This window comes from Nonomuraea ceibae, from assembly GCF_019396325.1.
Taxonomy (GTDB): domain Bacteria; phylum Actinomycetota; class Actinomycetes; order Streptosporangiales; family Streptosporangiaceae; genus Nonomuraea; species Nonomuraea ceibae.
The window spans coordinates 41,306-58,484 of sequence record NZ_JAHKRO010000023.1; the positions used below are offsets into that span (position 1 = coordinate 41,306).

Annotated in this window: 16 protein-coding genes; 7 read left to right on the forward strand and 9 right to left on the reverse strand. The window is 71.9% G+C overall.

Annotated elements, in window-relative coordinates:
- The first annotated feature begins 88 nt into the window (after positions 1-88).
- On the forward strand, positions 89-1,501 hold the full coding sequence (locus KME80_RS17505) for an MFS transporter (protein WP_246645110.1): 1,413 nt from the start codon (positions 89-91) through the stop codon (positions 1,499-1,501).
- On the opposite strand, the gene KME80_RS17510 is transcribed toward KME80_RS17505, so the two are convergent.
- Both KME80_RS17510 and KME80_RS17515 read right to left on the reverse strand, forming a co-directional pair.
- Entirely contained in the window at positions 1,494-2,243 is a 750-nt protein-coding gene (locus tag KME80_RS17510; protein WP_219506516.1) for a methylenetetrahydrofolate reductase, read from the reverse strand. The two genes, KME80_RS17505 and KME80_RS17510, sit on opposite strands and share 8 nt — an antisense overlap.
- Positions 2,244-2,253: 10 nt before the next feature.
- Positions 2,254-2,904: a TetR/AcrR family transcriptional regulator gene (locus KME80_RS17515; protein WP_246645121.1), complete on the reverse strand. Its 651-nt coding sequence runs from the start codon at positions 2,902-2,904 to the stop codon at positions 2,254-2,256.
- A 69-nt stretch (positions 2,905-2,973) separates the two neighbouring features.
- On the opposite strand from KME80_RS17515, the gene KME80_RS17520 reads away from it, so the two are divergent.
- Positions 2,974-4,386 (forward strand): DHA2 family efflux MFS transporter permease subunit, encoded by a 1,413-nt coding sequence (locus tag KME80_RS17520; RefSeq protein ID WP_308125805.1) that lies wholly within the window; start codon positions 2,974-2,976, stop codon positions 4,384-4,386.
- Here the strand turns inward: KME80_RS17520 and KME80_RS17525 are convergent.
- Together KME80_RS17525 and KME80_RS17530 are read right to left on the reverse strand one after the other, a co-directional pair.
- Positions 4,353-6,227, reverse strand: a complete 1,875-nt coding sequence (locus tag KME80_RS17525) for an ABC transporter ATP-binding protein (RefSeq protein WP_219506518.1) — start codon at positions 6,225-6,227, stop codon at positions 4,353-4,355. The genes KME80_RS17520 and KME80_RS17525 overlap by 34 nt on opposite strands.
- A 34-nt stretch (positions 6,228-6,261) precedes the next feature.
- Complete coding sequence (locus KME80_RS17530) at positions 6,262-8,313, reverse strand: PhoX family protein (RefSeq protein WP_219506522.1); 2,052 nt, start codon at positions 8,311-8,313, stop codon at positions 6,262-6,264.
- Between the two features lie 116 nt (positions 8,314-8,429).
- Between KME80_RS17530 and KME80_RS17535 the strand changes: the two genes are divergently transcribed.
- The gene (locus KME80_RS17535) at positions 8,430-8,867 is read left to right on the forward strand and encodes a sterol carrier family protein (RefSeq protein WP_219506523.1); all 438 of its coding nucleotides are present in this window, start codon (positions 8,430-8,432) and stop codon (positions 8,865-8,867) included.
- Between the two features lie 26 nt (positions 8,868-8,893).
- Here KME80_RS17535 and KME80_RS17540 read toward each other — a convergent pair whose 3' ends face one another.
- Positions 8,894-10,132, reverse strand: coding sequence for a DUF4190 domain-containing protein (locus tag KME80_RS17540; protein ID WP_219506524.1), 1,239 nt, complete (start codon positions 10,130-10,132; stop codon positions 8,894-8,896).
- A gap of 153 nt (positions 10,133-10,285) precedes the next feature.
- Here KME80_RS17540 and purF point away from each other — a divergent pair, with 153 nt between their 5' ends.
- Positions 10,286-11,722 carry an amidophosphoribosyltransferase gene (gene purF / locus KME80_RS17545; protein ID WP_219506526.1) on the forward strand — a complete coding sequence of 479 codons (1,437 nt, stop codon included), beginning with the start codon at positions 10,286-10,288 and terminating at the stop codon, positions 11,720-11,722.
- Entirely contained in the window at positions 11,719-12,744 is a 1,026-nt protein-coding gene (purM, locus tag KME80_RS17550) for a phosphoribosylformylglycinamidine cyclo-ligase (RefSeq protein ID WP_219506530.1), read from the forward strand. The genes purF and purM overlap by 4 nt, the downstream gene beginning before the upstream one ends.
- Here the strand turns inward: purM and KME80_RS17555 are convergent.
- The 3 genes from KME80_RS17555 to KME80_RS52735 form a co-directional block, all read right to left on the reverse strand.
- A complete protein-coding gene (locus KME80_RS17555; protein WP_219506532.1) occupies positions 12,735-13,286 on the reverse strand; it encodes a CGNR zinc finger domain-containing protein in 552 nt (183 codons plus the stop codon). The two genes, purM and KME80_RS17555, sit on opposite strands and share 10 nt — an antisense overlap.
- A 131-nt stretch (positions 13,287-13,417) precedes the next feature.
- Positions 13,418-13,648, reverse strand: coding sequence for a DUF3073 domain-containing protein (locus KME80_RS17560; RefSeq protein WP_219506533.1), 231 nt, complete (start codon positions 13,646-13,648; stop codon positions 13,418-13,420).
- Between the two features lie 152 nt (positions 13,649-13,800).
- Positions 13,801-14,880 carry a Leu/Phe/Val dehydrogenase gene (locus KME80_RS52735; protein ID WP_219506535.1) on the reverse strand — a complete coding sequence of 360 codons (1,080 nt, stop codon included), beginning with the start codon at positions 14,878-14,880 and terminating at the stop codon, positions 13,801-13,803.
- 107 nt (positions 14,881-14,987) lie between these two features.
- Between KME80_RS52735 and KME80_RS17570 the strand changes: the two genes are divergently transcribed.
- Together KME80_RS17570 and bldC are read left to right on the forward strand one after the other, a co-directional pair.
- A complete protein-coding gene (locus KME80_RS17570; RefSeq protein WP_219506536.1) occupies positions 14,988-15,851 on the forward strand; it encodes a DUF8083 family protein in 864 nt (287 codons plus the stop codon).
- A 323-nt stretch (positions 15,852-16,174) separates the two neighbouring features.
- On the forward strand, positions 16,175-16,378 hold the full coding sequence (gene bldC / locus KME80_RS17575; protein WP_013133571.1) for a developmental transcriptional regulator BldC: 204 nt from the start codon (positions 16,175-16,177) through the stop codon (positions 16,376-16,378).
- 120 nt (positions 16,379-16,498) lie between these two features.
- On the opposite strand, the gene KME80_RS17580 is transcribed toward bldC, so the two are convergent.
- Positions 16,499-17,152 (reverse strand): TetR/AcrR family transcriptional regulator, encoded by a 654-nt coding sequence (locus KME80_RS17580; RefSeq protein ID WP_308125806.1) that lies wholly within the window; start codon positions 17,150-17,152, stop codon positions 16,499-16,501.
- Positions 17,153-17,179 lie beyond the last annotated feature (27 nt).

Genomic DNA, 17,179 nt, shown 5'->3' on the forward strand with positions numbered 1-17,179 from the left:
AATTTCCCTCACCCCGCCGCGAAGTGGACGTACGTCGTACGTCATAGTTGAAGGCATGGTCGCGATCTCCCCCGATCAACATGCCAGGATGCGTTACGCGTGGCGCGTCTGCTCGGTCACCAGCCTGGGGCTCGTCCTCATCGGCATCGCGGGCAGCACGCTCAACGTGGCGCTCCCCGCGGTCGTCCGGCACTTCCAGGCCACGCCGTTCGAGTCGGGGTGGATCCTGCTGGCGTTCCTGCTGGTCAACACCGCGAGCCTGGTGTTCTTCGGGCGGGTGGCCGACCTGCTGGGCCGGCGGGAGGTCTACCTGGCCGGGTTCGCGCTGTTCACGGTGGCGTCGCTGCTCGCCGGGCTGTCGCCCGACGTGTGGTTCCTGGTCGCGATGCGGGTGGTGCAGGCCGTCGGGGCGGCGATGATCCTGGCGAACGGGACCGTGATCATCACCGACGCGTTTCCGCCCGAGAAGCTCAGCCAGGGCATGGGCGTCTACATCGGCACGCTGTCGGTGGCCCAGCTCGCCGGGCCCACGCTGGGCGGGCTGATCGCCTCCACCGCCGGGTGGCAGTGGATCTTCTGGGTGAACGTGCCCGCCGGGGTGATCGCCGTCGTCTGGGGGGCGGTCACGCTGCGCAAGATGCCGCGCGGGCCCAAGCAGCCGGTGGACGCGCTGGGCAACGCGCTGGTGTTCGCCGCGCTGTCGGCCATCCTGCTCGCGCTCTCCGAAGCCGGCTCCGGCGGGCTGACCAGCCCGGTCGTGCTGGCCGGCGCAGCGGTGTTCGTCGTCCTGGTCCCGGTCATCGTGCTGGTCGAGCGGCGGGCCTCGCACCCCGTGCTGGACGTGCGGCTGTTCGGCGGGCGGATGCTGGCGTGCGCCAACCTGGCGTCGTTCTGCAACGCGATCGCCCGGGCCGCGCTGATCCTCGTGGTGGCGCTGTACTTCCAGGCGGCCCGGGGCGTGGACCCGTTCGCGGCCGGGCTCAGCGTGTTGCCGGTGCCCGTTGGCATGGCGGTGGCCTCGCCCGTCGTGGGCGCGCTCGGCCGCCGCGTCTCCCCGTACGCGCTGTCGATCGGCGGCGCGCTGATGAGCTCCACCGGCCTGGGCGTGCTGATGCTGACGGCCGACCCCGGCACCCCGTACTGGATCATCGGGATCGGCCTGTTCGTGGCCGGGTGCGGCAGCGGCGCCTTCCTGACCGGCAACACCACGCAGGTCATGGCCGCCCTGCCCAGCGGCAGCCTGGGCGTGGTGAACGGCTTCCGGCTCATGGTGATGAACGTGGGCGTGGTGCTCAGCATCGGCCTGTCGCTCAGCGTCCTGGGCAGCGCCGTCGGGCCCGAGGTGCGCGCGCAGGTCTACGCGGGCACCCTGTCGACGCTCTCGCCGGTCGCGGTGGACCAGCTCATGCAGGGCTTCCAGCGCACGTACGCGGTGCTGTTCGCGGTCGCGGTCGCCGGGGCCGTGCTGGCGGCCCTGGCCCGCTCGCGCAAGGTCACCTGAGGGCGGCCGACAGGCGGGACTCGACGTCGCGGTAGCGGCTGACGGGGATCAGGTGCACCCCGGCGAAGGCGCCGCTGTCGCGGACGGCCAGGACCTGGGCGCAGGCGGCCTCGACGCCGGCCATGCGGTCGTCGGCCAGCCGGGCGACCAGCTCGTCCGGGATCGCGATGTCGGGGATGGCGGCCGACAGGGCGCGGGCGTGACCGGCGCTGGCCACGACCAGCACGCCGGCGTAGACCGGGACGTCGACCGGGTTGGCCTCACGCCAGCGCAGCAGCGCCTCCAGCGAGAAGCCGGCCTGGAGGAACAGGAAGTCGGCGGCCCGCTTCCAGGCCGGGAGCGGGCGCAGCCCGGCGGCGGCGCCGACGCGCAGGCCGGGCGAGAACGCGCGGGCCTCGTCGATCATCGAGCGCACGGTCAGGTCGCTGGTGCGGTTGCCGCTGGTCGGCTTGTCGCCGTAGACGAACAAGAACTGGTCCACCCCGTAGGCGGCGGCGGTGAGCAGGTCGCGGCGGAAGCCGAGCAGGTTGCGGTCGCGCGAGTTGAGGCAGGCGATGCTGCGCCCGCCCATCGCCTCGACCTCGTGCGCCACGGCGACGCTGGAGACGGTCGCGCGGCCGATGTGGTTGTCGGGGATCAGGAACGAGTGGGCGATCGTGCTCAGCGTGCCGATCTGGTGGCGGACGCGCTTGAGGTCGGGCGTGGTGGGCGGCTCGATTTCGCATACCAGCTCGAAGGTCATGGCCAGGACCCTAGCGTCTGGCCGCCAGGGCTTCTATGCCCGCGAGGACGAGGTCGACGCCGAACGTGTCGTAGAGCTCGGGGTCGACCTGGACGAGGGGGCCGGCCATCTCCACCAGGTTCGGGTAGGTCGCGGCGGGCAGCGACTGCAGGCCGAGGCGCTTGACCCGGACCAGCTCGGCGACCTCCTCCGGGGTGTTGCTCGCGGTGAAGTGCACCGGGGCGTCGGCGATGGAGATGGCGCTCTGCAGCAGGTATTTGGAGATCAGGCAGCTCTCCTCCATGGAGAACCCGGCGGACCTGGCCAGGCCGAGCGCGTCGTCCCACACGGCCAGGAAGCTCGGCACCGCGCTCTGGTCGACCTGCTCCAGCACGCTCTTGGCGCACGGGTGGGTGCGCAGCACGCGGACCAGGCCGGTCAGGACCTCGCGCAGCCGCTGCTGCCACGGCCGCTCGTCGTCGCGCGCGGGGGCGAACCCGGCGACGAGGTGGTCGGCCATGCCCTCCAGGAGCCGGTCCTTGTTCTTGAAGTGCCAGTAGAGGGCCATCGGCGTGACGCCGAGGTCGGTCGCGAGCCGCCTGATGGTCACGGCGTCGAGCCCTTCGGCGTCGCCGATCCGCAGGGCCCGCTCGACGATCGCGTCCGCGGTGAGCTTTCCCATCACGGTTGACAACTATACGCCGTACGAGTTTCCCTATACGTCGTACAAGTACGTCGTATAGGAGGGTTCGTGGAGCGCAGATGGTGGGCGCTGGGCGCGGTGACGCTCGGCACGTTCATGACGTATTTGGACAACAACGTCGGCAACGTCGCCCTGCCGACGATCCAGCGGGAGCTCGGGCTGACGCTGGCCGGGCTGGAGTGGATCGTCAGCGGCTACATCCTGGTGTTCGCCGGGCTGATGCTGGCCGGGGGCAGGCTGGCCGACGTGTTCGGCGCGCGCCGGGTGTTCGCCGCCGGGCTCGGCGTCTTCACACTGGCCTCGCTGGCCGCCGGGCTCGCCACCGACGGCGGCTCGCTGATCGCCGCCCGCGCGGTGCAGGGCGTCGGCGCGGCCCTGCTCACCCCGACCGCGCTGTCACTGATCACGCAGATCTTCCCCGACGGGGCCGAGCGCGGTCGCGCGGTCGGCATCTGGAGCGCGGCCGGGGCGCTGTCCATGGCCCTCGGCCCGGTGACCGGCGGCTTCATCAGCGAGAACTGGCACTGGGGCTGGATCTACCTGATCAACGTGCCGATCGGCGTCGCCACGCTCGGGCTGGCGCTGTGGGCGGTGCGGCCGGCCTTCACCCGGGTACGGCACAGCCTCGACCTGCCGGGCCTGGCCACCTCCGCGATCGCGCTGTCCGCGCTGACCTACGCGCTCATCGAGGGCGAGGCGGCCGGCTGGACCTCGCCGGAGATCCTCGCCGCGTTCGCCGTCACGGCGGTGTCGGCGGTGGCGTTCCTGCTGGTCGAGGCGCGGGCGGCGGAGCCGATGATCGACCTGTCGCTCTTCCGGGCCAGGCGGTTCACCGGCGGCGTGATCACCAGCGGCATCTGGTCGTTCGGCGTGTTCGGCATCTACTTCTTCAGCGCGCTCTGGCTGCAGAACGTGCTCGGCTTCAGCCCGACCGAGGCCGGGGCCGCGTTCGTGCCGATGGCGCTGGTCATGGGCGTCGTCGCGGTGCTGTCGCAGCGGATCGGCGCGGCGCTGGGCATCGGCAGGACCGTGGCGCTCGGGCTGGCGCTGATGGCGGCCGCGATCTACCTGATCTCCGGCGTCGGCGTCGACGGCGGCTACGCGGACGTGCTGCCGTGGTTCGTCCTGTACGGGCTCGGCGGCGGCCTGCTGGTGCCCCTGACCGCGGCCGTGCTCAGCGGGATGCCCACCGGCCGGTCCGGGGTGGCGTCCGGGGTGCTCAACGTGTCGAGGGAGGTTTTCGGGCTGCTCGGCATCACCGTGCTGGGCGCGATCCTGACCTCCCGGCAGGCGGCGGGCGACGGGCCGCCGCTCGCCGCCTTCCTCGACGCCTACCGGTTCACGCTGGTGATCGCGGCCGTCGTGGTGCTGGCGGGCATCCCGGTCGCGCTCCGCACGCTGCGCGCGGACCGTACGACCGGGGAGCCTCAGGCGGCGGCGATGGCCGGGTCGGCGAACTGAGTGCGGTAGAGCTCCTCGTAGCGGCCACCGGCGGCCAGCAGCTCGGCGTGCGTGCCGCGCTCGGCGACCCGGCCGTCCTCGATCACCAGGATGACGTCGGCGGCGCGGATCGTGGACAGCCGGTGCGCGATCACCACGGCGGTCCGCCCGTCGAGCGCCTCGGCCAGCGCCTCCTGCACGGCGGCCTCGGAGGTGGAGTCGAGCGCGGCCGTGGCCTCGTCCAGGATGACCACGCGGGGCCTGGCGAGCAGCAGGCGGGCGATCGTCAGCCGCTGGCGCTCGCCGCCCGACAGCCGGTAGCCGCGCTCGCCCACCACCGTGTCGAGGCCGTCGGGCAGCGACTCGATCAGCGTGGCGAGCCTGGCCCGGCGCAGCACCTCCCACAGCTCTTCCTCGTCCGCCTCAGGGCGGGCGAGCAGCAGGTTGGCCCGGATCGAGTCGTGGAACAGGTGCCCGTCCTGGGTGACCATGCCGAGCGTGTCGCGGATGGAGTCGGCCGTCAGGTCACGCACGTCCACGCCGCCGATCCGCACCGCGCCCTCGTCCACGTCGTACAGGCGGGGCAGGAGCTGGGCGATGGTGGACTTGCCCGCGCCCGACGAGCCCACCAGGGCGACCATCTGGCCGGGCTCGGCCCGGAACGAGACGCCGTGCAGCACCTCGACGCCGCCCCGGCTGTCGAGCGCGGCCACCTCCTCCAGGGAGGCCAGCGACACCTTGTCGGCCGACGGGTAGGCGAAGCGCACGTTGTCGAACTCGACCCCGACCGGCCCGTCGGGCACCTGGCCGGCGCCGGGCCGGTCCTTGATGAGCGGTTCGAGGTCGAGCACCTCGAAGACGCGCTCGAAGCTGACCAGCGCGCTCATCACGTCCACCCGGGCGCTGGCCAGCGCGGTCAGCGGCGAGTAGAGGCGGGTGATCAGCAGCGCGAGCGCCACGACCGAGCCCGGGTCGAGCTGGTCGCGCAGCGCGTAGAAGCCGCCGAGCCCGTACACCAGGGCCAGCGCGAGCGCGGAGACCAGCGTCAGCGCGGTGACGAACACCGACTGCGTCATGGCCGTGCGCACCCCGATGTCACGCACCCGCCTGGCCCTGGCGGCGAACTCGGCCGACTCGGCACGCGGCCGGCCGAACAGCTTGACCAGCGTCGCGCCCGGCGCCGAGAACCGCTCGGTCATCTGGGTGCCCATCGCCGCGTTGTGGTCGGCGGCCTCGCGGCGCAGCCGGGCGATGCGCACGCCCATCCGGCGCGCGGGCAGCACGAACACCGGCAGCAGCAGCAACGCCAGCAGCGTGATCTGCCAGGAGATGCCGATCATCACGGTCAGCGCCAGCACCAGCGTCACCACGTTGCCGGCCACGCTGGACAGCGTGTCGGTGAACGCCCGCTGCGCGCCGATCACGTCGTTGTTGAGCCGGCTGACCAGGGCGCCGGTGCGCGTCCTGGTGAAGAACGCGATCGGCATCTTCTGCACGTGGTCGAAGACGGCCGTGCGCAGGTCCAGGATCAGGTTCTCGCCCAGCCCCGACGACAGCCAGCGGGTCAGCAGCCCGAGCCCGGCCTCGGCCACCGCCAGGCCCGCGATCAGGCCCGCCAGCCCGAGCACCACGCTCATCGGCTTGCCCGCGCCGATCGCGTCCAGCACCCGGCCCGCCAGCACCGGCGGGGCGACCGCCAGGGCCGCCATCACCACGCTCAGCGCCAGGAAGAACGTGATCCTGCGGCGATGCGGCCGGGCGAACCCCCAGACGCGACGGAGCGTCGCCTTCGATATCTGGCGACGCTCCGGGCGGTTGTTCAGCGAGTACACCTGGTGCCAGGCCGTCATCTCCATGCTCATGGAGAGGAGCCTAGGACCTCAAGTTAACTTGACGTCAACTGCCGATCTTCTTGTTCCTGGCGTGCCACACCACCGCGACGGCCGGGCGCGGCTGGTCGCCGTCGGGCCAGCGGCTGGCGGGCTTGTCCGGGCTCGCGCCGTCGACCTCGCCCGGATGCTGCACCGCGACGAACACGCTGCGCTGGTCCTCCGTGATCATAGGGCCGCAGGTCTCCGCGCCGACCGGCACCGTGAGGAACTGCCGCACGTGACCCCGGTCCCGGCCGCGCACCGGCATGACGAACAGGCCGTCGTGGCTGCCGAGCTTGTTGCCGTCCGTGGAGATCCACAGGTTGCCGTCACGGTCGAAGGCCAGGTTGTCCGGGCAGGAGATCGGCGACACCTTGGTCTTGTCGAACCCGGCGAAGTAGGTGCCGGAGTCGTTCGGGTCGCCGCAGACCAGCGGCACCGACCAGGCGAACGTCGTCTCCGCCGCGTCGCCGCGCCGCTCGACCAGCTCCAGCACGTGGCCGTGCTTGTTGTTCGAGCGCGGGTTGGCCTCGTCGGCCTGCGCCGGGGTGCGGTTGGTGTTGTTGGTCAGCGCGACGTAGACGGCGCCGGTGACCGGGTTGCGCTCCACGTCCTCGGGGCGGTCCATCTTCGTGGCCCCGACCTTGTCGGCCGCCACGCGCGTGTAGACCAGCACCTCGGCCGCGGTCATGCCCTCGACGTGCGACTCGTTGCCGCTGACCAGCGGGATCCACTCGCCGGCGCCGTCGAAGGCGCCGTCGGACGGCAGCTTGCCCGAGCCGTCGATCTCCTCCGCCGGGCTGTCGCCGGTGAACCGCGCCACGTAGAGCGTGCCCTCGTCCAGCAGGCTCCGGTTGTGCCGGTCGTTGCCCCGGCGGTAGCGCTCCTTCGAGACGAACTTGTAGACGTACTCGAACCGGGAGTCGTCACCCATGTAGACGACCAGGCGGCCGTCCTTGGCCAGCGTCGTCGTGGCGGCCTCGTGCTTGAAGCGGCCCAGCGCCGTCCGCTTGATCGGCGTCGCGTCCGGGTCGAACGGGTCGATCTCCACGATCCACCCGAACCGGTTGGCCTCGTTCGGGTGCTTGGCCAGGTCGAACCGCTCCTCGACCCGGTCGAAGCGGCGGTTGTCGGCCGGCGTGCCCGTGGTGAGCGTGTAGCGCTGGACGTACGGCTTCTGCTCGGCGGGGACCTTGTCGCCGTTGACGAAGTACTGGTCGAAGTTCTCCTCGGCGGTCAGCACCGTGTCCCACGGGGTGGTGCCGCCGGCGCAGTTGTTCAGCATGCCCAGCGGCTTGAGTCCGGCCGGGTCGGCCGCGGTCTTCAGCAGGTCGCTGCCGGCGGCCGGGCCGGTGAAGCGCATCGGCGTCGTTGCGGTGATCCGCCGGTTGTAGCGGCGGCGGCCCCGGGTCACCAGCTTCCACTCGCCGCTGCGGTGCTCGCGCTCCACCTCGACCACCGAGCCGCCGTGCGCGGCCAGCGCGATCTTGATCTGCTCCTCGGTCGCGGCGGCGCCGCCGGTGTAGCCGCGGAACATCAGGTTCTCGTCGCTGTACTCGTGGTTCACCCAGAGCAGGCCACGGTCGCGGCCCATCGGGAAGAGAGTGACGAAGTCGCAGTTGTAGCCGAACTGCTTGGCCTGCGCGTCGGCCGTCTGGTTGGCGAAGTCGAACGCGGGCGCGTCCGGCAGCACCGGGTCGCCCCAGCGCACCACGACCGAGGACCGGTAGCCGTCGGGCACGGTCAGCTTGTCGTCGGTGTTCGGAGGAACGGGCGTGAAGTCCAGGCCGCCGCCCCGGTGACCGGCCGCCTCCGGCCTGCCCGGGTCGGCGAACGCCGGCGCGGCCCCGGCCAGCCCGGCCCCCGCCACCAGCACGCCCAGCGCGCCGGCGCGCAGCGCGCCACGACGCGACAGCGCCTGCTCGACCACCTCGCCGAAGTACGGGTTGCCGCTCGTGTTGGCCACGTCATGCGCGCACGCGTTGCCGCACCGGAACTGGCAGGTCATCGCGGATCGGCCACCCTTGTGCGGGGTGGAAAGCAGCGGCAGCAGCCGGCGCGGCGAGAGATTCGCCACAGGGTCCTCCAAGGTAGTGCGCAATCGTTCGAGCCGGACATTACGGTCACCGGAGAAACCGCAGGTGAACGAGGCCCTCCGGCGCGGTGAACGCTTCCAGGGAGCACAATGGTGGCGTGCCACCACGCAAACTCGATCCAGCGAAGCTCCGCGAGGCACTCGACGCCCAGCTCGTCGCCCTCGACCAACCGGCTTACGACGGGCCCGCCGGCGCGCTGGCCGACGCCCTCGTCACCGCCGTGCTCACCGCCTACGACCGCGGGGTGCGGCCCGAGCGCGACGCCGCGCGGCAGGCCGTACGCCATCTGCTGGACCGGCTGGTGACGGCCGCGCCCGGGCGGACCGTCGAGGTGCGCGTGCCGCCGTACGCGGCCGTACAGGCGATCGAGGGGCCGCGCCACACGCGGGGAACGCCGCCGAACGTGGTCGAGATGGACGCGCGCACGTGGATCGAGCTGGCGGTGGGGCGGATGACGTGGGAGGAGGCCAGGGGGAAGGGGGCGGTGGCGGCCAGCGGATCCCGAGCCGACCTGTCCGAATATTTGCCGCTATAACGCGCCGGAAGGCTACGTCGGCGTCGTCAGGACGGCGTGCTGCCCATCCACGGGATCCGCGCCTCGAAGCACCGGTCGGCCAGGCCGCCCGGGAGCTGGGCGCACTCCTGCACCACGTTCCAGAACCAGATCGCCACCGCCGCGAACAGCACCAGCGCCACGACGCTCAGCACGATGCCGGTGATCGCCCGGCCCTTCCCCACCCGCTTGGTCAGCGCCACGATGCCGAACACGATCGACAGGATCGCCGTCAGCAGGCCGATGAAGCAGACGAACACCAGGAACGGGCTCGCCACGCCCAGCACCAGCGACGCCGTCGCCAGCCCGCTGCCCGGCTGACCCGGCGGCCGCCAGTCGGGGGGATACTGCCCCGCCCCGCCGGGAGGCGGCGTGTACGCCCCGCCGGGCGGCGACCCGTACACCGGGCCCGCCCCCGGCGCTCCCCCGTACGGACTCGACGGCGCCGTCCCCGGCACCGCGGGCTCCTGCCCCTCCCCGTGCGGCGCGCCCTCTCCGTAGGGGGCGCCCTCCGGCTGGGAGGCGCCTGTCCCGTACGTGGGGCCCTCCTGCGCGGCCCCGCTCCCGTACGGGTGCGCGGCGCCTGTCTCGTGCCCCTGGGGGGTCTCTCCCTGAGGGGCCAGCGGGCTGTACGGGGTCCCCTGGGCCCTGGTCTCGTCCGGGGTCTCGGGGGTCGGCGGCTCGAAGGAGGGGCGGTCCGAGGGGGCCGGGTCGTAGCGGGACGGGGTGCGGGGGCCCGAGGGGCCGGGCTCGTCGTCCGAGGCGGCGCCTTCCCAGCCGGGGTACGACGGGGTGGAGCCGGGCATCGGGTAGGACTGCGTGTCGCCGGAACGGTTCCAGTCGGGCGTGCCGAACACCGCCGTGCGCTCCGCGTCCGCCTCGTCGGGGGCCGTCGCGGGCGGCGGCGTCTCGGGCGCCGTGGGCAGATCGGGATGCCGGGGCTCAGGACCGGGCCGCGGCGGGGCGGGCGTGCCGGGCTGGGGGACCACGGGCGGCGCCGGGGCGATCGGCTCCTCGCCCTCCCCGGGCCCCTCCCCGGGCCCCTCGCCGGGCTCCTCCGTCCCGGACGGCTCCCCCCGCTCGCGGGCGGGCCGGTCGGGGGCGGGCTCCTCGGCGGCGCCCTCGGCCCACCAGGCGTGCGCGGCCGTCTGGCCGGGCTCCTGGACGGGAGGCTCGTGGGCGGGCTCGTCCGGGCTGGGACGGTTCTCGCGCGGGCGAGGCTGGTTCGGGTCCCCAGGTGTGGTCACGTCTGCGTCTCCCCCGACGAGTCGAATGCCGGATACTTCACCTTTTCGCGGGAGCGCCCTTCGAAACCATCCGACACGGTAAGACAGGGGTCATCCTTGGCTCAAACAACCCGGGTGTGCGAGCACGGAAGGCCGCAACCTAGACTGAAGCATGTGCTGAAGGGCGACGGCCGGCTCGGCCATGACCTGGACCCCCAAGACCGCGCTCCGAAGGATGCCTGTGGTGTCTTCGGCGTCTGGGCGCCAGGCGAGGAAGTTTCCAAACTCACCTACTACGGGCTGTACGCGTTGCAGCACCGCGGCCAGGAGTCCGCGGGCATCGCGGTCAGCGAGGGCAGCCGCATCCTCGTCTACAAGGACATGGGCCTGGTGGCCCAGGTCTTCGACGAGTCGGTGCTGGGCACGCTGCGCGGCCACATCGCGGTGGGTCACTGCCGCTACTCCACGACGGGCTCCAGCGTGTGGGAGAACGCGCAGCCGACGCTGAGCTCGACCGAGGTGGGCGGTCTCGCGCTGGCCCACAACGGCAACCTGATCAACACCCCGGAGCTGGCCGAGCGGCTGGAGCCGGGCGCCACGCGGGCGACGACCGACACCGAGGTCCTGACCACGCTGCTGGCGCAGGATCGCAGCCGTTCCATCGAGGATTCGGCCGCTGAGCTGCTGCCGCAGGTCAAGGGCGCCTACTCGCTGGTGTTCATGGACGAGAAGACGCTGTACGCGGCCCGTGACCCGCAGGGCATCCGCCCGCTGGTGCTGGGCAGGCTGGAGCGCGGCTGGGTGGTCGCCTCGGAGACCGCGGCGCTCGACATCGTGGGCGCCACGTTCACCCGCGAGATCGAGCCGGGCGAGCTGCTGACGATCGACGAGCGCGGGGTGAGGTCGCGCCGGTTCGCGCTGGCCGAGCCCAAGGGCTGCCTGTTCGAGTACGTCTACCTGGCCCGCCCCGACACGACGATCGCGGGCCGCGGCGTGCAGGTGACCCGGGTGGAGGTGGGCCGCGTGCTGGCCCGCGAGCACCCGGTGGAGGCCGACCTGGTGATCCCCACGCCCGAGTCGGGCACCCCGGCGGCCGTGGGCTACGCCGAGGAGAGCGGCATCCCGTACGGCCAGGGCCTGGTGAAGAACTCGTACGTGGGCCGGACCTTCATCCAGCCGTCGCAGACGATCCGCCAGCTCGGCATCAGGCTGAAGCTCAACCCGCTGCGCGAGGTCGTCGAGGGCAAGCGGCTGGTCGTGGTGGACGACTCGATCGTGCGCGGCAACACGCAGCGGGCGATCGTGCGGATGCTGCGCGAGGCGGGCGCCCGTGAGGTGCACGTGCGGATCTCGTCGCCGCCGGTGGCGTGGCCGTGCTTCTACGGCATCGACTTCGCCACGCGGGCGGAGCTGATCGCGGGCTCGCTGTCGGTCGAGGAGATCCGCGCCTCGCTGGGCGCCGACTCGCTGGGCTACATCTCGCTCGAAGGGCTGACCGAGGCGACGACGATCCCGGCGGAGCGGCTGTGCCGGGCCTGTTTCGACGGCTCCTACCCCATCCCCATCGACCAGGACAACGTGGGCAAGTTCGTGTTGGAGAGCAAGGCATGAGCACGTACGAGGCGGCCGGGGTCGACATCGAGGCCGGTGAGCGCGCTGTCACGCTGATGAAGGACAAGGTGGCGCGGTCGCGGCGGCCGGAGGTGGTCGACGACGCGAGCGGGTTCGCCGGGCTGTTCGACGCCTCGGCGCTGCTGCGTTACAAGCGGCCGCTGCTGGCCACGTCCACCGACGGGGTCGGCACGAAGGTGATGCTCGCCCAGCAGTACGGCAAGCACGACACGATCGGCATCGACCTGGTCGGCATGGTGCTGGACGACCTGGTGGTGTGCGGGGCCGAGCCGCTGTTCATGACCGACTACATCGCGTGCGGCAAGGTGCTGCCGGAGCGGGTGGCGGAGATCGTCGGCGGCGTCGCCGAGGGCTGCCGGCTGGCCGGGGCGGCGCTGGTGGGCGGCGAGACGGCCGAGCATCCCGGCGCGATGGGCCCGGACGAGTACGACCTGGCGGGCGCGGGCACGGGCGTGGTGGAGGCCGACCGGATGCTGGGCCCGGCCCGGGTCCGCGAGGGTGACGTGGTGCTGGGGCTGGCGTCGTCGGGCGTCCACTCCAACGGCTATTCGCTGGTCCGCCACGTGATCGCCAACTCCGCGCTGACGCTCGACAGCGAGCCGCCCGAGCTGGGGCGGCCGCTGGGCGAGGAGCTGCTGGAGCCGACGCGCATCTACTCGCTCGACTGCCTGGAGCTGGCCCGCGCGGTCGACGTGCACGCCTATTCGCACATCACGGGCGGCGGCGTCGAGGGCAACCTGTCGCGCTCGCTGCCGGAGCATCTCGACGCCCGGCTGGACCGTTCCTCCTGGACCCCGCCGGCGATCTTCGAGGTGCTGGCCGGTCACGGCGGCATCGCGCAGAAGGATCTCGACCGCACCTTCAACCTGGGTGTCGGCATGGCGGCGATCGTGGCGGCCGGCGACGCCGACGCGGCGATCCGCCTGCTGGCCGGGCGGGGCCTGCCCGCGTGGGTGATGGGCGAGATCGTGCCCGGCTCGGGCCGGGCGGCCTACGCCTGACCGCTCCTGGCCCGCTCGTAGTGGCGGGCCACCCGGACCCGGTTGCCGCACAGCTCGGGCGAGCACCAGCGGCGTCGCGGGTGGGCGGGAAGGAACAGCATCCGGCAGCCCGGGGCCTCGCAGGACCTGATCCTGCTCGCTCCGGGCGTGCCGAGCAGCGTGATGGCGGCTTCGGCGAGCTCGGCGAGCAGCCGGTCGAGCGGCGCGGCGTCGCGGCGGGTCTCCACGCCGGAGCCGCCCAGGAACAGGTGGGTGGGGGCGGCGCGGGCCGCCTCGTTCAGCGCGGCGACGGCTGCGGCGGGCGGCGCCTGGCCCGCGACGACGGCCGTGACGGCCGCTTCGACGTGCGCGCGGAGCCGGTGCACCGCGGCGAGGCCGTCGGCCGTGAGCGGCTGCGGGAGGCCGCCCAGCCGGTCGGACTGGCGGGCCAGCCAGACGCCGAGGCCGTCGGCGGTGCCGAGGAAGTCCACGTCGCCCGCGGGCGTGCTGGCCCGCGTGTTGACCAGGTCCAGGGCCAGCGGCTCGCCTGTCAGCACGTCCATGCCCTAATGGTACGTGGCGCCGTCGACACGTTATGGGCACGCACGACAAAGCCCCACGGTCACCCGTGGGGCCCGACACTCGTTGAGCGGGTCCGCGCCGGAACGCGAACCCACGTCACGCGGAGGAACGGCTATCGACGGCCGGAGGGACGATCATCGTCGTCGTCTCCGGCACCGTAGCCGTCGGCGTAATCGGCATAGCGATCCGCCAGCTCGTCGTTGAGGTCGTCGGCGTCGTCGTTGCGGCCGGGGTCACCGACCCCGAGTTCGTCGCGAAGTCGGTCAAGATCCGTGCCACCGCTGTTGTACTTCAGCTGGCGAGCAACCTTGACCTGCTTGGCCTTTGCTCGGCCGCGCCCCATTGGCTCGACCCCCTCGTGTGGGGTCGTCCCCGACCCCTCGTCGCTAACGCACCACACACTGACGCCGCCCTGACTTTGGGCGTCAGCCTATCGTTCGCCTATTACCGTACCTGTTTTGTGCCCAGCTCGGTACGTCGTATGGGCGCGGGGCGTCAGCGGCCCAGCCAAATGCCCCTAATGCGCCCGACTTCCGACATTCTACGTTCAGCCAGCCTATCCGCTGCGACCGCCGGAGGAACGCCCTCGTCGGCGGCGATCCCGAAGATCTTCAGAGTCGTGTCGTAGATCTGGGCGGCCTTGGCCCTGGCCCGCTCCATGTCGAAGCCCGAGATCTCGTCGGCCACCTGGATGACGCCGCCCGAGTTGACCACGTAGTCGGGCGCGTACAGGATGCCGCGCTCGTCGAGCTGCTTCTCCACGCCGGAGTGGGCGAGCTGGTTGTTGGCGGCGCCGCAGACGATCCTGGCGCGCAGCCTGGCCACCGTGGCGTCGTCGAGCGCGCCGCCCAGCGCGCACGGCGCGAACACGTCGATGTCGGCCTCGGTGAGGGCCTGCGCGTCGGCCACCACGTCGACCTCCGGGTGGCGCTGCCGCACCCGCTCGACGGCCTGCTCGCTGACGTCGCAGATCACCACGTCGGCGCCGTCCTCGCGGAGCAGGTCGACCAGGCGGTGGCCGACCTTGCCGACGCCCTCGACGCCGACGCGCCTGCCGCGCAGCGACGGCGTGCCGAAGACGCGCTCGGCCGAGGCGCGCATGCCCTGGAAGACGCCGTAGGAGGTGAGGATGGAGGAGTCGCCGGCGCCGCCGTTGGCGAGGGTGCGGCCGGTCACGTGGCGCGACTCGCGGGCCACGACGTCCATGTCCTCGCTGTAGGTGCCGACGTCGCAGGCGGTGATGTAGCGCCCGCCGAGCGTCTCGACGAAGCGGCCGTAGGCGCGCAGCAGCGCCTCGCTCTTGTCACGGGCCGGGTCGCCGATGATGACGGCCTTGCCGCCGCCGAGGTCGAGCCCCGCCAGCGCGTTCTTGTAGGCCATGCCCTTGGCCAGGTTCAGCACGTCGGCGAGCGCGGCCTGCTCGCTCTCGTACGGGTAGAACCTGGTGCCGCCGAGGGCGGGGCCGAGCTGGGTGTTGTGGATGGCGATGATGGCACGCAGGCCGCTCTGCTCGTCGGCGCAGAAGACGACCTGCTCGTGGACGTCCTTGTGGGACGTGCCGAAGACGTCGGTCACGGTAGTGACTCCCTGTCCGGTCCGCCGCCCCGTCGCGGCGGAGATCGCCTACCAGCGTAATGGGCGCCACAGTGCGAGCGCCGACGGCTTCATGACACGATGCGTGCGTGCTGCCCTATGCCGCCTACCTCCGCGTCTATGAGCCGCTGACCGCGTTCGCCGAGTCTGAGCGCAAGGTCTGGGCCGACTATGCCGACTCCAACGACCGCCCGCGCCGCGCCAACGCGCTCCAGGTCGAGCACGGCGAGGCCGTCAGGCGGCTGCTCGGCGCCCCTCCCGAGCTGGTCCCCTCGCAGGAGAGCCCCAACGCCTACCTGCGGCGCGTGGAGGACCGGCTGTACGTGTGCCCCTGGCAGACCCGGCTGCGCTCCTGGCTGGCCTTCTCGAAGCTGCGCGGGAGCACTCCGGCCAAGCTGATGGACCGCATCGTCTCCAAGACGATCGCCGACCAGACGGCCGACGACTTCGACCGCTACAAGCGCGCCGGCGGCTCGTCGGCGCTGCGCACCCACATCCGCACCACGGCGTGGCACGTGCCGCCGTCATGGTTCGTGCCTTTCGACGGGAACGAGCGCTGGCTGGTGCTCGGCTCCTCCACACCCGGGCAGGACGTGACCACCACGACGGGGCGCAACCTCATCTACGTGACGTCCATGGCGCAGGCCCGGAGGCGGGCGGCGCGGGCGCTGCAGGTGCTGCGCCGCCATCTGGGCGACACCTCGCCCAACTTCGACGTGGAGGACGTGGCGCGGTGGCTGGAGGAGTTCCATCCGCACTCGCTGGTCGAGCTCGACTACGGCGGTCTGGTGCATCTGATGGACGACGACGCCCTCCAGGCGGACCAGTCGGTTGCGGAGCTTTCGGCCGCTTTGACGGGTCTGGACACGGGTCAAGAAGAACTTGCCTATGCCATGTACCAGAGGGTCATCCTTCGCTGGAAGTCAATGCAACTTCTGGAATCTGCCAACTGAACCCCAATACGACGCTCTGACCTGCATGAGTAGGTCACGACTCGCGGCTGCTCTCTTCTGCGAACTGAGTAGTTTGCCGTTTTCACTGCGATACCACGAAACGTGTCGCTAGAATCACCGAGCGTGACATCGCCATGGGGGCGGGCAGTTGGGTCAAAGAAGGGCTCGCCAATCGCTCTGCGTGGCGGTATGGTCACATCGGGTGATGCCGCATATGGCTCAGAAAGCCGCACGCTCTGCGCCATAGGGGGACATCCGTGACACGCGCAAAAGCAGTCACAGGATCGCGCTAAGCCGGTCCACACGGAGGAGAGGCCGCACAAATGTCAGCTCGTACACCCGAGGCCGAGCCGCTGCTCACGCCCGCCGAGGTCGCGACCATGTTCAGGGTCGACCCCAAGACCGTTACCAGGTGGGCCAAGGCGGGCAAGTTGACGTCGATTCGCACCCTCGGCGGTCACCGGCGTTACCGGGAGACCGAGGTCCGCGCACTGCTCGCGGGGATTCCGCAGCAGCGTTCGGAGTAGTTACGAACCTCAGGGGGGTTGAACGGTGGGCCAGGTCCGCACGACCCGGTCCACCCCTGTGACGATACGACGTCGCACGTGGGAGCTGGCGCCGCCCGCCCGGCGCCATTTCTCCACCGGTCAGCCGTGCTGCTCCAGCAGCCGGCGCGCGTCGGGGTCGTGCCGGGCGGCGACGCCGAGCAACGCCACCATCTGCTCGACGAGCATGCGTTCGAGCGTGGCCCGCTCGATGTCGCGGTGCTCCAGCCAGTCGAGCCCCGCCGTCTCCACCGAGGCGATCCATGAGCGCAGCGTCGCCCGCAGCACCGGGGTCGGCTCCTCGACGCGCATCTGCCGCTGGACGAGCCGGAAGAGCCGCTGCCGGACCCCGTCGACGATCTCCCCGACCTCGCCGGTCCGGTTGGCCGGCCCGCCGCGCAGCAGCGCCGCGAACCCCGCCGCGTGCTCTTCCACGAAGTCGAAGTAGCGCCCGAGCCCCGAGGCCAGCTCGCCGAGCAGACCGGCGCCGTCATGCGCGCGCGGCCGCGCCTCCCGCAGCCGCGCCTCCAGCTGGCCGGCCGCGCTTCTCAGCGCCGCCACGTAGAGCTCCTGCTTGCCGCCGAAGTAGTGATAGACCAGCGCCCGCGACGCCCCGGCCGCCGAGGCCACGTCGTCGATCGTGACGTCCTCGGCGTCCCGGGCGCCGAACAGCTCCAGAGCCGCCGCCATGAGCTCCTCGCGCCGCCGGTCGACGCTCAGCCTGCGCCGGGGCGGACGCGCCGTCTCGGGTGTCACCCCTGCACAGTATCCGAGCCCTGACCA

Bases quoted from the DNA above. Each gene is read 5' to 3' on its own strand.
- bldC (WP_013133571.1), top strand. From the start codon at position 16,175: ATGTCAGCTCGTACACCCGAGGCCGAGCCGCTGCTCACGCCCGCCGAG.
- KME80_RS17560 (WP_219506533.1), bottom strand. From the start codon at position 13,648: ATGGGGCGCGGCCGAGCAAAGGCCAAGCAGGTCAAGGTTGCTCGCCAG.
- KME80_RS17555 (WP_219506532.1), bottom strand. From the start codon at position 13,286: ATGGACGTGCTGACAGGCGAGCCGCTGGCCCTGGACCTGGTCAACACG.
- purM (WP_219506530.1), top strand. From the start codon at position 11,719: ATGAGCACGTACGAGGCGGCCGGGGTCGACATCGAGGCCGGTGAGCGC.
- KME80_RS17510 (WP_219506516.1), bottom strand. From the start codon at position 2,243: ATGACCTTCGAGCTGGTATGCGAAATCGAGCCGCCCACCACGCCCGAC.
- KME80_RS17525 (WP_219506518.1), bottom strand. From the start codon at position 6,227: ATGAGCATGGAGATGACGGCCTGGCACCAGGTGTACTCGCTGAACAAC.
- KME80_RS17505 (WP_246645110.1), top strand. From the start codon at position 89: ATGCGTTACGCGTGGCGCGTCTGCTCGGTCACCAGCCTGGGGCTCGTC.
- KME80_RS17515 (WP_246645121.1), bottom strand. From the start codon at position 2,904: ATGGGAAAGCTCACCGCGGACGCGATCGTCGAGCGGGCCCTGCGGATC.